The 14,131-nt window shown below is 42.4% G+C and carries 14 protein-coding genes; 5 read left to right on the top strand and 9 right to left on the bottom strand.

The window, feature by feature from the left end; translation table 11 throughout:
- The first annotated feature begins 89 nt into the window (after positions 1 to 89).
- The gene (locus ACED59_RS19355; protein ID WP_102488883.1) at positions 90 to 713 is read left to right on the top strand and encodes a helix-turn-helix domain-containing protein; all 624 of its coding nucleotides are present in this window, start codon (positions 90 to 92) and stop codon (positions 711 to 713) included.
- A complete protein-coding gene (locus tag ACED59_RS19350) occupies positions 713 to 2,689 on the top strand; it encodes an ATP-binding protein (protein WP_102488885.1) in 1,977 nt (658 codons plus the stop codon). The genes ACED59_RS19355 and ACED59_RS19350 overlap by 1 nt, the downstream gene beginning before the upstream one ends.
- A gap of 118 nt (positions 2,690 to 2,807) precedes the next feature.
- On the opposite strand, the gene ACED59_RS19345 is transcribed toward ACED59_RS19350, so the two are convergent.
- The 4 genes from ACED59_RS19345 to ACED59_RS19330 all read right to left on the bottom strand — a co-directional run bounded on the left by ACED59_RS19345 (position 2,808) and on the right by ACED59_RS19330 (position 5,200).
- On the bottom strand, positions 2,808 to 3,260 hold the full coding sequence (locus ACED59_RS19345; protein WP_371705083.1) for a hypothetical protein: 453 nt from the start codon (positions 3,258 to 3,260) through the stop codon (positions 2,808 to 2,810).
- Between the two features lie 6 nt (positions 3,261 to 3,266).
- A complete protein-coding gene (locus ACED59_RS19340; protein WP_102488889.1) occupies positions 3,267 to 3,587 on the bottom strand; it encodes an STAS-like domain-containing protein in 321 nt (106 codons plus the stop codon).
- Complete coding sequence (locus tag ACED59_RS19335) at positions 3,580 to 4,707, bottom strand: hypothetical protein (RefSeq protein WP_133152894.1); 1,128 nt, start codon at positions 4,705 to 4,707, stop codon at positions 3,580 to 3,582. Before ACED59_RS19335 ends, ACED59_RS19340 begins: the two co-directional genes overlap by 8 nt.
- A 112-nt stretch (positions 4,708 to 4,819) precedes the next feature.
- Complete coding sequence (locus ACED59_RS19330; protein WP_102488893.1) at positions 4,820 to 5,200, bottom strand: hypothetical protein; 381 nt, start codon at positions 5,198 to 5,200, stop codon at positions 4,820 to 4,822.
- Positions 5,201 to 5,332: 132 nt separating this feature from the next.
- On the opposite strand from ACED59_RS19330, the gene ACED59_RS19325 reads away from it, so the two are divergent.
- Positions 5,333 to 6,364: a tyrosine-type recombinase/integrase gene (locus ACED59_RS19325; RefSeq protein ID WP_102488895.1), complete on the top strand. Its 1,032-nt coding sequence runs from the start codon at positions 5,333 to 5,335 to the stop codon at positions 6,362 to 6,364.
- Between the two features lie 124 nt (positions 6,365 to 6,488).
- Here ACED59_RS19325 and ACED59_RS19320 read toward each other — a convergent pair whose 3' ends face one another.
- The 5 genes from ACED59_RS19320 to ACED59_RS19300 all read right to left on the bottom strand — a co-directional run bounded on the left by ACED59_RS19320 (position 6,489) and on the right by ACED59_RS19300 (position 12,097).
- A complete protein-coding gene (locus ACED59_RS19320; protein WP_102280676.1) occupies positions 6,489 to 7,532 on the bottom strand; it encodes a GMP reductase in 1,044 nt (347 codons plus the stop codon).
- An 857-nt stretch (positions 7,533 to 8,389) separates the two neighbouring features.
- Positions 8,390 to 8,827, bottom strand: a complete 438-nt coding sequence (locus tag ACED59_RS19315) for a PAS domain-containing protein (RefSeq protein WP_009844817.1) — start codon at positions 8,825 to 8,827, stop codon at positions 8,390 to 8,392.
- Position 8,828: 1 nt separating this feature from the next.
- A complete protein-coding gene (locus tag ACED59_RS19310; RefSeq protein WP_012600962.1) occupies positions 8,829 to 9,833 on the bottom strand; it encodes a response regulator in 1,005 nt (334 codons plus the stop codon).
- Between the two features lie 416 nt (positions 9,834 to 10,249).
- Positions 10,250 to 10,495 carry a hypothetical protein gene (locus ACED59_RS19305; protein ID WP_009844815.1) on the bottom strand — a complete coding sequence of 82 codons (246 nt, stop codon included), beginning with the start codon at positions 10,493 to 10,495 and terminating at the stop codon, positions 10,250 to 10,252.
- 249 nt (positions 10,496 to 10,744) lie between these two features.
- Positions 10,745 to 12,097 (bottom strand): MATE family efflux transporter, encoded by a 1,353-nt coding sequence (locus ACED59_RS19300; RefSeq protein ID WP_017096388.1) that lies wholly within the window; start codon positions 12,095 to 12,097, stop codon positions 10,745 to 10,747.
- Positions 12,098 to 12,197: 100 nt separating this feature from the next.
- Here ACED59_RS19300 and ACED59_RS19295 point away from each other — a divergent pair, with 100 nt between their 5' ends.
- Together ACED59_RS19295 and ACED59_RS19290 are read left to right on the top strand one after the other, a co-directional pair.
- Complete coding sequence (locus tag ACED59_RS19295; RefSeq protein ID WP_017096389.1) at positions 12,198 to 13,172, top strand: LysR family transcriptional regulator; 975 nt, start codon at positions 12,198 to 12,200, stop codon at positions 13,170 to 13,172.
- Positions 13,173 to 13,214: 42 nt separating this feature from the next.
- Positions 13,215 to 14,114 carry a DMT family transporter gene (locus ACED59_RS19290; protein ID WP_017096390.1) on the top strand — a complete coding sequence of 300 codons (900 nt, stop codon included), beginning with the start codon at positions 13,215 to 13,217 and terminating at the stop codon, positions 14,112 to 14,114.
- Positions 14,115 to 14,131: the final 17 nt, after the last annotated feature.

Here is a 14,131-nt window from a genome sequence, read left to right as displayed (position 1 = left end):
GATATCCTGTTAAGTTATTAAATGCTTTACAACGGTCTAGTGAGCTGCATCTCGCTAGTCATTGATTTGAATTTTAAGTGATCAATTGAATGACTGTCAATAAAAAAATAGAACCATTTGAATATATTGGTGGGCGAGACTTTACAACCAAAGTCGTAAATGTAATGAATTTAGAACGTTACAATCAGTTAACTGAAGTTCTTGGCGTGAACAAGGGTACGATTTCGACTTGGCACACTCGCAACATGACACCATTTGAATTAGCGGTACGCATTCATTTGAGTGAGGGAGTGTCTTTGAAGTGGCTGTTGTTAGATGAAGGAGAACCTTTTCCTGATCAGAACGCACAAGATCACGTCTCCAAAAAGAATGAGGCTAAAACTCTTTTTGATTTAGATTACTTCACTCTGACGAATGGAAAGCTTGTGGGAAATGAAACGCTAGCTTTTGATAAAAGCTACTTAGACAAACTTGGGGTTCTCAATGTAATGGGCATCGAGCACGATGGGACTACATTCATTGTCGATAAAGAAGTTCACCAAGCAGTAAGCGGCACTTACTTAGTGGATATGGACGGCCTACTGTCGCTAAACGACATTCAGCGTTTACCAGGCAAGAAGCTAGCGATCAGCTTTAACGGCTCGACTCTAACAGTAGAAGAAGATGAAGTGAGAGTTGTGGGTAGAGTTGCCTTGGTTATGGAGAAGAAGTGATGTCAGTAACGCTAAAAGAAGTAACATCCATAAATGTGCCCGAACTTACTAACAATGACTTTGAGTTAAAGGGGGCTAGGCCAAGTACTATAGAAAGTGTAAGCCACATTAACGTGATAATAGGTGCAAATAGTTCCGGAAAAAGTCGCTTTATGCGTACGATTTTTTCAAAGGGAATCACAGCATTTGACTATGGCGGAAAATTAGTCGAAGCCGTGGCTGAAGAACTTAGTCAAAACACTAGCCATCACAATCGTGACTTTCGCGATTCTTTGGGAGTGCTCTTACGAGACAGTAAGGTCCCGTTGTTTGATTCCAATACTCAATTGGAAATCCGTACAGCCATCCAGAACAAACTCCTTAATATAAAGCACTCATATTCTGAAAGTGAAATAGATCAGATACTCTCTCAAATATTCTCCCCTAGTGTATTGAATTCAATGAAAGAATTAGGCTCATCCGTTGAGTTCAGTATACAAAGCTCTCGAAAAGAATATATACCAATCCTACGTGGCCTACGCACATTAGTACCAAATGAAGATGTTTACCTTGCTCGTACTTTATCCGATTATTTTGGAGGATCCACCTCTAGTTCGATGCTACAAATCTTCACAGGGCACACTTTATATGAAGATATGATGTATTCTCTACTTGGTACTGAAGAGGAACAAGTGAGTGTAAAGGACTACCAAAACTACCTTTCAACACACTTCTTCGAAGGTAAAAGAGTTAATATCATCCCTCGAAAAGCTAGAGGCGACAGAAGTGGTAGTAAAGAAAATAACGTAGTTCATATAAAAATCGGGGATGAACCTCAGCGCCCAATCTATGAGCTCGGCGATGGCATTCAGGCGATGATTGCACTCACTGTACGCCCTTTCTTGGAAAAAGAGCCGACTATCTTCTTCATTGAAGAGCCAGAGCAAAACCTGCACGCAGGTATGCAACGCGCGCTGATTGAAGCATTTAGAGCCTGCCCTCAGCACATGTTCTTCTTTACCACTCAATCAAACCACTTTGTTGATCTAACGTTAGAAGCCGATGACATAAACCTCATTAGTGTAAAAAAGGAAGTCGATGACTCTGGTAAAGCAACATCTATCGTTGAAAGCCAAGCTAACAATAATGAAATACTCAAAGATCTAGGTGTGCTAGCTTCTTCAGTGCTTCTGGCCAATTGCTCGATTTGGGTTGAGGGCGTTACTGATAAACGCTACCTACAAGTATATCTAGAACAATACTTAGATGAACTCGAAGCATTCGGCAACTCAGATAATGGGACAGCAGAAGAGCGCGCAGCAGCAAAAAAACGCGCAGGAAAGCTACGCACATACAACGAAAACCTTCACTACGTTTTTGTCGAGTATCAAGGCTCTAATATTACCCACTGGGCCTTTACAGATGAGGTAGATCCCGAAGAAACATCGCAAACACCAGCTCAAAGGCTAAGTAGAGATGTACTACTTATCGCAGATGCTGACATCGATAGTAAAGGCAGTCGCGTAGAAGACCTGCAAGAAGCACTTGGTGAGCGCTTTGAACTACTCGATTGGAAAGAAATCGAAAATTACATTCCTCAAAACATTATTGTCAAAGCAGCTAAAAAACATTGGGATAGCTTCCAGCAAACTCAGGGGTCTAGCTATGACTTTGAGAGCTTACCTGACAAATATTTTGAAAATTCAGAGATCGGCATCGGTGGCTTACTCGAAGACAAAGTTTCACGTTCCGACACCGCGACTAAATCACCCGATAGCTACTTCTATCGAGACGGTGCACCAACGAAGAAAGTCGGATCTCAAGTGGTCGACTCCCCAAGCTCAGGTAGCACCATACGAATAAAAGTGGCTTTTTGTGACACTGTCGTAAATATTATGAAGGGTAAAGATGAAGATAACCAAGTTGATTGGGAGCTAACTCCTGAACTTGAAGGCCTATGTGACAGAGTTTGGTCGTTTATTGAAGAGTGTAATTAGGTTTAGCAGCCAACATAGTTGGCTGTTTTGTTATAAGGATTTAGATAATGGCTTACTTAAGCCGGCATCGAGAAATATACGGTTTCTAATAAAAAGCCCCCAAACTGGAGGCTTTTTCCTAATCAAATTTTTTAGAGTATTTAGTTAGCAATCGCTCAGAGTTACTAATCACTCTCGCAACCGCTTGGTTCTTAACGAGGTTGCTAGCTTTAACATCATTAGTTAAAAGCTTCCTCAAATCTTTTAAAACATCATGATCGATAGAAGGTAAACTTGAATCCACTTCATGTATTTTTATCATGAGGAACCTAAGCTTTGAGATCATAGCCACTCTTTTTTGATAGCTATTTCTAATCGCTTCATCACTATCCCAATCATCATTGATATGTTCCACTAATGAGTCGAATAGTTCTTCGACTTTATCGATCAACCGACCAGACTCTGAATTCTTAGCTTGCCGTTTTGCTCTAGAATCTTGAGTTTTACTTGCATAAACCCAACCACTTACAGCGATCATCGCATTGGCTGTAGCAACAGCAACATAAGTCCAATTTACAGCATTACCAGCCATTAACTATTAACCCGCAGCTTCTAACGCATCATCAATATATTCATGGATTTCACTCAGTAAGCTTGGATCATCGTTTGAAACTAGATTATTTCGAACAAAAATAACCTTTTCACGAGGAATACCTTTACGTACCAATCCACCAAATACTTCTTCTAAGAAAGATGAACCGAAGCCAAATACACCATCTAAGTTAACAACGACATTACTTTTCTCAAGCGCTGGTATTAAAACTGAATCACGAAATTCTTCGCCGCTAAAATCACCGAGGTCAATAAACCTTGGCCCTGGGAAAACGGAAAAATCTTTAATATTTATAGTGTTAGTCATGCTTGATACCATCGGTTAACTTAATACTCCAACCCGTAACTGTGCCGCCTATAGACATGTCATTGTCATAAATTTTTTCTTGGCTCTTGTTTGTATCGGCTGAGGTTCTAAAAGTATATGCACCTCGATTTGAGTGTACCTGTAATGTGGAGTTTGGGGTGCGCTCTACAATAGTCCTTAAATCTTGTCCGCCTTTTCCTCTATGTTCTGCTGCAGTTCTCGTTTTCTTCACAAAAAGAGATGCATGTACATAGTCAGAATCAGACTTAAACGCACGGCCTATTTTAGAGGACAATCGCTTGAACATACTTTCGGATTGAGTTCTAGGCAAAGTATAAGGAATCCCAACACCTAAGTCACATACTATTACTACTAAGTGTCCATCAATAACTGCAGACAAACACCACCACTTCTTATAATCCTTTTTATTATCATTACAAAAAGCTTGATCATAACCATGTTCAACACTGTTGCACATTGCTTCTAAGGCAGGACGATATAGATCTCCTTTTTTCTCAATGTCCTCTGGTAAAGACTTTAACATTTCCCCCAACAGTACACTTTCGACTGACTCGCCTGATGCAACTTTCCAACAATCAACTGTATTCAACTTACGATACTTTGGACTGCCTACACCTAATAGCGTAAAGAATCCCACTTGACTCAAAACGCTTGAAACAACAGGTACACCATTATTGCCCTGGTCTTTGTAAGGTACTAAGGGTGGGTACGTAACTGTATACTTCACGTCAGGGTACTGCGATTTTAATCTGTCAATAGTCGCGAGAAGCAAAATACATGCACCAGCCGTAATTGCACCAGAATCTCTAAAACAAATACATACGGAATTGTCTTTGGCTTGCTTAACCTTACGTTCCAAATCCTCTAAAAAGAGCATCATCTTGATCTGATTCTGTTTTTTATAAATACAAATTTGATTTGGAGCTATTACTTTTTCAACTCTACGGTTTTTGCGCTTAGAGTGCCTTTTAGCAACCAAGCTAGCTTTTTTCCTTGTTGAACCGAGTGACCGACAACGGGATAAATTATTCGTATAAACCTTCCTGGAAGACTTAGAAATAACAGCTCTCTTACTTATAGCGCGATCTACCTGCTTCAAGTTAACTCCACATTATGATCCAAAATACACAACATATGAATAGTATCACTGTACAACGACACATTCAGCATCATATAGCGTAAATACAATAATATAAAATGAGATATTTTCGCTAAAAAAGCCCAAACACATTGTTCTTCCCATCCTGCTCAAAACCTTTGATCTGATGGTGCTTTGGTTCTCCACCAAACAATAAAATATACAACTTTCGATCTTGATACGTCCCCACTACATAGTGGTCTTTCTGTATCACGTACTCGATGGTTTCGGCTTCCTCATCGGTGCACAGATACTTAATATCGACCAGCTTCACCCACTTCAAACCCACTACGTTCTCTGCTTCTATAAACCCACCAAATGGCGCCGTAAAGCGATTGCCTAGCTTCAATAGCGCATCAATCACCCCTTGGTTCTTCTTACTTTCCCCAATTGGACCATCACTGTTGATTTTGAAATGACTGTAACCAGCAGTCACATGAATTGATTGATACATAGCGGAACCTATTAACTTTCTTAACACTTTGAGAAAGGTGTCTAACCTGTGCTTTTTGTCCGATATAAAACATTGTTCTACGTTTCAGCTCGATTTATACTGTTTTTATATACAGTTATTTTAGGCTTTATTATGTCTATCCGCAATTTAAAAGATGGCTCAACCAAACCTTGGATCTGCGAATGTTACCCGAATGGGCGATCGGGGAAGCGTGTTCGTAAAAAGTTCGCGACTAAGGGTGAAGCCAAGGCTTTTGAGCTTCACACAATGAAGGAGATTGACGATAAGCCCTGGATGGGTGACAAGCCGGATCACCGAAGGCTGTCTCAACTTATTGAGCTTTGGTTCTCGCACTATGGTGCAACCCTTACCAAAGGCAATGTCATTCATAGTAAATTTCTAAGAATGGCTTACGCGATGGGTAACCCTATAGCGACAGTTTTCAATGCAAAAACATACTCTGAATTCAGAAGTAACCGAATGAGTGGACAAATTAGCTTTGTTGATGCGCGCTGGCAAAAAGGGGCGCCTAGTATCGCAACGCTAAATTCAGAACTCGCTCGATTTAAGGCAATGTTCAGCAAGTTAAAAGAGATTGGGGAGTGGAAAGGACCGAACCCATTGGAAGAAGTGAAGCCATTTAAAGATCACGAACGTACTATGTCTTTCCTTCATAAAGAGCATATTACTTTATTGCTTGAACACGTGTCTAAACACAACCGAGCAGATATGCAGAGTATAGTGAAACTATGTCTCGCCACTGGGGCTCGCTGGAATGAAGCTGCTCAGCTGAAAGGCGCTCAGTTAAGCAAATATAAAGTTACGTTCACCAACACCAAGACTAAAAAGAATCGCTCTGTACCCATCTCAGAGGAGCTTTACAACGAGATATACAAACCAACCTCAGGGAAGCTCTTTGAAGAATGCTACACACCTTTCTGCTACATATTGAAGAATAAACTGGGCATCACCCTACCCTCAGGGCAAGCCTCCCACGTTTTGCGTCATTCGTTCGCAAGTCACTTTATGATGAATGGCGGCAATATTTTAGTGCTAAGGGACATTCTAGGCCACGCAGATATCAGCATGACAATGCGCTATGCCCACTTCGCACCTGATCACCTATCTGAAGCAATTATCCATAACCCTCTTTCAAACCTGTAACCTGTCGCCACAAAATTTTTTGCTCGGCTGTCGCCACTTTGTCGCCACTTGCCAAATTTCAGGTAAAAAAAGAGCCACTTTAAAGTGGCTCAGTTCTTAAAATTTTAAACAAGTGTTTTAAACGTTACTCTTTACCGAATACGTTGTTCTCTTGCTCTTGTACACGGATGAAAGTTGTACGCTTAGTCAGCTCTTTAAGCTTTGCTGCGCCTACGTATGTACAAGTTGAACGTACACCACCAAGGATGTCAGAAATTGTGTTGTGAACTGAACCACGGAACGGAAGTAAAACAGTTTTACCTTCTGCAGCACGGTACTTAGCAACACCACCTGAGTGCTTGTCCATAGCCGACTGTGAAGACATTCCATAGAACTTCATGTATTGCTTACCGTCTTGCTCTACAACTTCACCGCCTGACTCAGAGTGACCAGCTAGCATGCCGCCTAGCATTACGAAATCAGCACCGCCGCCGAACGCTTTAGATACGTCACCCGCACATGAACAGCCACCGTCACCGATGATCATGCCGCCAAGGCCGTGTGCCGCGTCGCCACACTCGATGATTGCAGAAAGTTGAGGGTAACCTACGCCTGTTTTAACACGTGTAGTACAAACAGAACCAGGGCCGATACCAACCTTAACGATGTCTGCGCCCGCTAGAATTAGCTCTTCAACCATGTCACCCGTTACAACGTTACCCGCAGAGATAACTTTAGTCGGGAATTCAGCACGTACTTTTTGTACGAACTCAACTAGGTGTTCTGAGTAGCCGTTAGCGATATCGATACAGATGAATACAAACTCTTCGCTAAGCGCCATGATCTTCTTAACTTTCTCGAACTCAGCTTCAGATGTACCTGTTGATACAAAAACGTTGTTCAGAGTTTTCTTGTCTGCTGTTTTAGCAAACTCAGCCCACTGCTCTACTGTGTAGTGCTTGTGTACTGCAGTCATAACACCGTGCTCTGCTAGAGCAGCTGCCATTTCAAAGCTTGCTACCGAATCCATGTTAGCTGCAATTACTGGAGTACCAGACCATTGACGACCGCTATGCTTGAATGTAAAATCGCGGGTTAATTCAACTTGAGAACGGCTTTTAAGGGTAGAACGCTTCGGACGGAAGAGTACATCTTTGAAACCTAACTTAAGTTCTTGTTCGATACGCATGGTGTTTTCCTTGATTCATAAAATTATGTGTCTCTCGCGAAATGCGTAGTAAAACCGTTGGCAGACGAGTTTACTTTTCTTCGGACACAAAAAAACCGGAGCGTTGGCAGACGCTCCGGTTTTCAGCATTATAGGTCGTGATTTAGTAACAGCAAGTCTGATATTTCACTTTTTTTTATGCTATCCTCTCAAAGATTCCATACCTGCTAAAACTCCTCTAGTGACACTTTCCCACTAAATTCTTACTAATTAATAACTTAGCGAACCATTCACGCAAACACTGTTGGTTTATTGCGCAATCGTTTTCCTCCCTTTTTTACGTAATATCCCCCTCACAAAGCAAATATGTGAGGAAAGTGCCTCGAAATCACATAAAAACCACACTTTTCTCCAACAAAAAAATGCCTTTTTTCATAAATAAATTCGATTTTTTTCTAATTTTTATCGGTTTTTGACCAAATTGGGCAGTCTCGTGACGTTTCTGTTTTGCGGTCACTTGGAAAAGTAGAGTGAAAACGACTCAATCTAGAGGCCAATACTCACTTGGGTTTGATAATTCAGCCCTCGCACTCCATTAAATGAAGCTTTCAAACTCAAACTTTATAAATCCACTTTCTATTCACCCGTAGCATTGCCGCGCCGAAAGCACATTTCGTGGCTGCCCTTTCGTTGATTTAACCTAAAACATTCAGTAAAGCGCATGGAAAAAGAGAATTGGTTAACGTGAAAAGCTAGGGGGAAGATTAGGTTGGAAGATAAAAAACAAAAAAAATGGCTAAGGTAATTAACCTTAGCCATTTTTATTCGATGTTTTGAATTGTTCTTTACAAGCTATGAGTATCGAATTAAGACAGGTGCTAATTCTTTTGAGCGCTTAACGCTTCTGCCGTCGCATCTTGAATCGACAAGAACAATGACGTGATTTGTCCAGTAGGCGAACGCATCGGGTTTAGCGTCACGTTCTGGTACATGAAATCAGCTTGTTGAGTGACAGGGCGAACATTGCGGCACTTGAACAAGTAAGGTCTTTGTGGCCATGTAATAAAGCTGCGACAACCTAAATCATAGACTGGCTTGGTTTTCAGCCTAAACCACTCTTCTGGGATTTCAGGGAATAACTCAAAGATCGACTTACCGATAGCATCATGTGATTGCTTACCGCTATGGTGAGTCATGAAGCCATTCCAAACTTGCACCTCAAAATCGCGATTAATAACCACCAGCCCCATATCGACGTTCTGAACCATGTCCACCATCCAGTGGAACTGTTCAAATTCAGCAGGAAGATTCAACATATTAAAACTCCTCCATTAGGTAGGCCAATTTATTATCTAGAAGTGGCAAAGATTCATCAACAAACATGAATAGAAGGTCACAACGGATTGAAGTGCCATCTATGTTATAGCTGACTTCGAAAGTCATCGTTTTCTTGAATGAGCCGCCGGTATTTTCAATAACGGAATCGATTGAGATGTGTTGACCCAGCAACACCGGAGAGCTCTGGAAGAAACGAACTTCTGACTGCTCACCTAACCCATTCAGGAATGAACCCACAAGGATATTAGACACATCCATCAACAGCTCTAATTCTTCTAACTGTTCGCTTTCTGTTGGCACCTTCATGAGCTTTTTAAGATCGCTCACACTGGAATCACTCAGCAAGACTAACGCTTCACCTGCAATACCTTCTCCACTAAAGCCTTGGCAAACACCCGACACTTGGTCGTTGTCTGCTAAGTCGCGAAGTGCCATGTGCAATTCACTCACTTCCAAAATATTCACGTTCGGTAGTGGTAAATGGACAAATACATCAAAATGGCGCGCCAGCGCATCGGCGGCGCGGCCGATTGCTACGTTCGCCACTTCCATGTAGATATCGCGTCTGCGTAGTATTGGAAGATCTAAAGCGGTAGGGGTAACAACCTGAGGCTGTGTTGGCGGCTCAACAAGTTCACGTAAAATGCCTTTTAAGGCTTCTTTATCGATCGGTTTTTGTAAAAACGCTTTAGCACCAAGGTCCATGACCCTCTGCTGCGCTTTTGGCTGGATGTCACCGGAAACAACGACAACAGGTGTGTTATCACCTAAGCGTTGCATCTCTTCCAATGTGCCATAGCCATCTAGCTCTGGCATGGTCAAGTCGAGGAACATCAGTTTAAACTGGTTTTGAGCTAACTCTTCAAGTGCATTAAGCCCATGAACAGCAAAAGTTATATCTGCATTTAGAGAACTAGGCAGTGATCGAGCCATCTGCTTCCTTGCTAATGCAGAATCATCACATATAAGAACTGGGAACGACATAAATGCACCACCGACAAATTAAAGCTAATTTCGAGGAGTGTAACAGATCATTATCGTATCAGGTACGGGGTGAATGAATTTATATGTAGATTATTAGTCAGATTGATGGGAAAAGCGGATATTCGATTATCTCTGATTATTCTTTATGAAAAACAATATGCTACAGAGATAGTAATAAGCCTTTTTATAAAGTAATTGCACTATTTCATGAAATGACTGCGATAATTTATAGAATAAAAGCCTTAATAAGTAGCCTACTAAGGCTCGACTTGCCGATTCACGCAACAGCCATACATGTTTGCTCAACTATACATGTTGCTCAACTATACATGTTGCTCAACTGTTCGTGTTGATCGCCTACTACGCGTTTATCAGGTTGACGTTTTTATCCGTTTTACATAATGAGTACAAGGGAGCTAAAACTGATATGTAGGCCATAGAATCAGTAATGCGAAACGAATAACCACAGCAAACACCAGTAAAGCGATGCCCAAACGGTACCATTTGTATTCCGCAATATTCATTGGGATACGCTTATAAAACATAGTAATCACGCCTTTCCAATCACTACTGCGTCTTCCGTACTGCATCATGCTCGTCAAAACAAACAGAGCACCAAGTACTAGCATTCCTTTCTCAGCCCAAAACAATCCAACTTCCATTTGTATTTTCCTTGATAAAACGGTGAGCGACTTAAATCATTCTAGCCACCTTTACGCTCGGTTTCTGTAAGACCAAGGTCTAAATTACGAAGTACGCAATTCAGGGCTTTTAGCTTTTAGCTTTTAGCTTTTAGCTTATAGCCCATTGTTGGTAATTAGAAATTGGTAACTGGTAATTTATAGTTCTTGGTCAGTATTACAAAGTTTATCGTTCAAGGTTCCATGGTAAAGGCGAGCATCACAAGCAGATCACGAATAAGCATGAGTCGAGAGATCCGGAGACTTACTGTTCTTTTGAATGACACACATCAGCTGGATAAGCAGCAGAATCCCTGTCACACCTAAACCAACACCGATTCCGCCCCAGATCCCTGCCAATTCAAACTTAGACATCAAATACCAAGCCGCTGGCAAACCAAATACCCAGTAACCAATGGCTGTCATTACGGTTGGCATTGAGACAATCTTCATCCCTCTCAACAGGTTAATCGCCAATAACTGCCAAGCGTCTACAATAAAGCACAACGCAACCACCCAAATAACAGAGGCCAATAGCGAAGTCATTGCGCCCGTACCATCGTCTAACTTGAAGATAGACGCGATCATTTCTGGCCAGATGATGAACACGGCAGATAAGGCTACGCTCAACACCGACACCAATATAAAGCTTAGAATCGAGGTTCTTTTGATGCCTTCGTAGTTACCCGCACCGAAATCACGGCCAACCAAAATCGCCGCAGCTTGTGAGAAACCGAAATTGAAGTTCCAAGTAAAGCTTAAGCATTGCAGTAGGATTTGGTGCAGTGCTAGAGAAGCAATACTGATCGTCCCCGCCATCAGAGTTCCGCCGTATATCAAGCCATGTTCAAGTAATGCAGCGAGCCCAATAGGCAAACCCATCATCAATAAAGGGCTCATTAATTTGATTGAATACTCTTCTGTGTTTAACCAAGGGGCGAACTGCTTGAATTCGTCACGCTTGAATACCCAAACCGTGTATCCAACCATCACGATAAAGGCCGCGATAGCCGTACCTAACCCTAAACCAGTTAAACCCATGTCTAATTGGAAAGTTAAGAAATAGCTCACTGGCACATTCAGAATTACGGTGATAATAGACATCACAAGAATAGAACGCACATTGCCAAACGCACTGGTTAATCCACGCAGTACCAACAAGATAAGCGAAGGCAACATCACCCACTTCAAAGCATGGACATATTCCATGGCTAAAGTGATCACTTCTGGTGGCTGTTTGGCTGCTTCTAATACCAACGGAGCAAACCAGAAGCTGGCCATTAAGGTCACGCTGAGCACGAATGCCAACATGGTTGCGCCTTTCACCGCCAATCTGATTTGTGTATTACCAAACTCAGGGCGAGCTACGCGCTGACCGTAAGCGATCGCAATCAAGTTCGCGACACACCCCACGGTGCTACTCGCAATAATAAAGATGAAAAAGTAGATAGAGGCGCCTAAGCCACCAGCCGCAAGGGCTGACACACTGATACGCGACATCATCCAAACATCAGTAAGGACTAACGCCATAGAGATCAGCTGTGAAATGATCAAAGGGAATGCAAGTGTGAGTATTTTTTTCATGAGCGCCTCAGGTAATTTCGCCCAAAATACGATCGATGAAGCTGGCGTTCAATTGATAAATTTGCGACTCTAACATTCCATAAACTCATGCGAACGAATTATGACCCCATATCCTAGCTTGCCATCATCCCATAATGGCTTAAAAGCCTTCGAAGCTGCTGCAAGGCTGATGAGCTTTACGTTGGCCGCCGATGAACTGCATGTGACACAAAGTGCGATCAGCCGTCAGATTAAACAGCTTGAAGATGAGTTAAACGCATCATTGGTTATTCGTAAGCATCGAGCGATTGAACTAACAGAACATGGTCACGATTTGTACGTGGCTTTACGTGAAAGCTATGCCAATGTCGAAACGGTTATTGCTTCTTGGGGTGAGCCAAAGCAGAAACGTATTGTGATCAAAGCGACTTTGAGTTTCGCGACGCGCGTATTGATCTCTAAAGTCCGGGAATTAAACGAGCGTTATCAAGATTATGAAATCGTCATTGTGCCTGTGATTGAGGAAGACGAATCGATCAACAGCAGCGAATATGACCTACTGATCTTCCATACACGCTTCAAAAAACGCTATGACAAGGCACCTAACATCACCTTCTTACGTGAAGAGTTTATGGCGCCGGTCTGTTCGACTAGTTTAACGAACCAAGATACTGACCTCGATTCAATATTAACCTTACCAAGGCTCCACCCAACCTTAGATCATCACGACTGGAAAGTGTGGCTTGCTGATGTCGAGTCCCCGCCGAAAAAGCCCGTTAGAAATACCAGCTTCTTGTCTTTGGATATGGCACTCAGTGCTTGCTTGTCGGGTGAAGGGGTCACGGTGACGGATTTACTGTTGGTTTTGCAGGATCTACAACGGGGCTTCTTGTACTGCCCTAAGGATGCAAAGATTCAACACAGTGCTTGGACTTACTTCATGCACCAGCGTACACACACGCCTATCATCAATGACCTTATTGAATGGCTGAGGGAAGAGACAGCAAAAGAGATCGAGTTGCTGAAATCACTCGCACAGCAATATCAATGGTTTGGTGTAATAGAGCAAGACAAAGGCTTTGGTCGACTCTCTTAAATTAAGCTATGATTCCCCTTCCCTCACCCGATTGATATTTTTATGCCTTCTTTCTCTGTTTCAATGATCCCTGTTGGGGTTAGGTTCATGATCCTCTCCGCTTTTGGGTTCGCACTGATGTCTGCTTGTGTGAAATACATCAGCAACTACGGTATACCTGTATTTGAAATTGTTGCAGCAAGGGCATTGGTCTCTTTGATCATCAGCTATATCGATGTGAAACGAAAAGGCATTTCGATCTGGGGTAATAACAAACCACTCTTGTTCGTGCGTGGTGCTGTCGGTACTGCGGCGTTAATGTGTGTTTACTACGCTGTCACCACCTTGCCATTAGCAGAAGCAACCATTCTACAATACGTACATCCGGTGTTTACCGCGTTGCTTGGCGTGTTGTTCCTCAAAGAGCGCGTGCAAAAGTCGACCATGATCTGCATAGCATTCTGCCTCGCGGGATTGCTGGTGATGGTACAACCAAGCATGAACAGTGGCGTAAACAGCGAGTTACCCATGTTCAGCATTATGGTGGCGTTATTGGGCGCGTTTGGTAGCTCAATTGCTTATGTAATTGTGAGAAAGCTTAGCCAAACTGAAGATAGCTCGGTGATCATCTTCTATTTCCCGCTGGTTGCTCTTCCAATCTCAACAGCCCTGATCTGGAACGACTTTGTATGGCCGAGCTTATTCTTAACCATTCTGTTGGTTCTGGTCGGGATTTTCACTCAGATAGGCCAATACGGTTTAACCAAGGCGATGCAAACTCAAGCTGCCGGTAAAGCTTCGGCTTACTCATACGTTCAAATCGTATTCTCAGCGTTGTTAGGCGTGTGGATCTTCAATGAGATACCATCCGTTTGGACTTACCTAGGTGGTGGCCTGATCGTAACAGGAGCCTTGATCAATGTGTTTGGCAAACAGCTGTTAGTACCGTTTAAGGCTAAGTAACCAATTGAGCAACTGAG

It is taken from the genome of Vibrio sp. FF266, from assembly GCF_041439695.1.
Lineage (GTDB): Bacteria > Pseudomonadota > Gammaproteobacteria > Enterobacterales > Vibrionaceae > Vibrio > Vibrio tasmaniensis_A.
The sequence above is the reverse complement of the archived record's forward strand: the minus strand, read 5'-3'. Positions and strand labels throughout refer to the sequence as shown.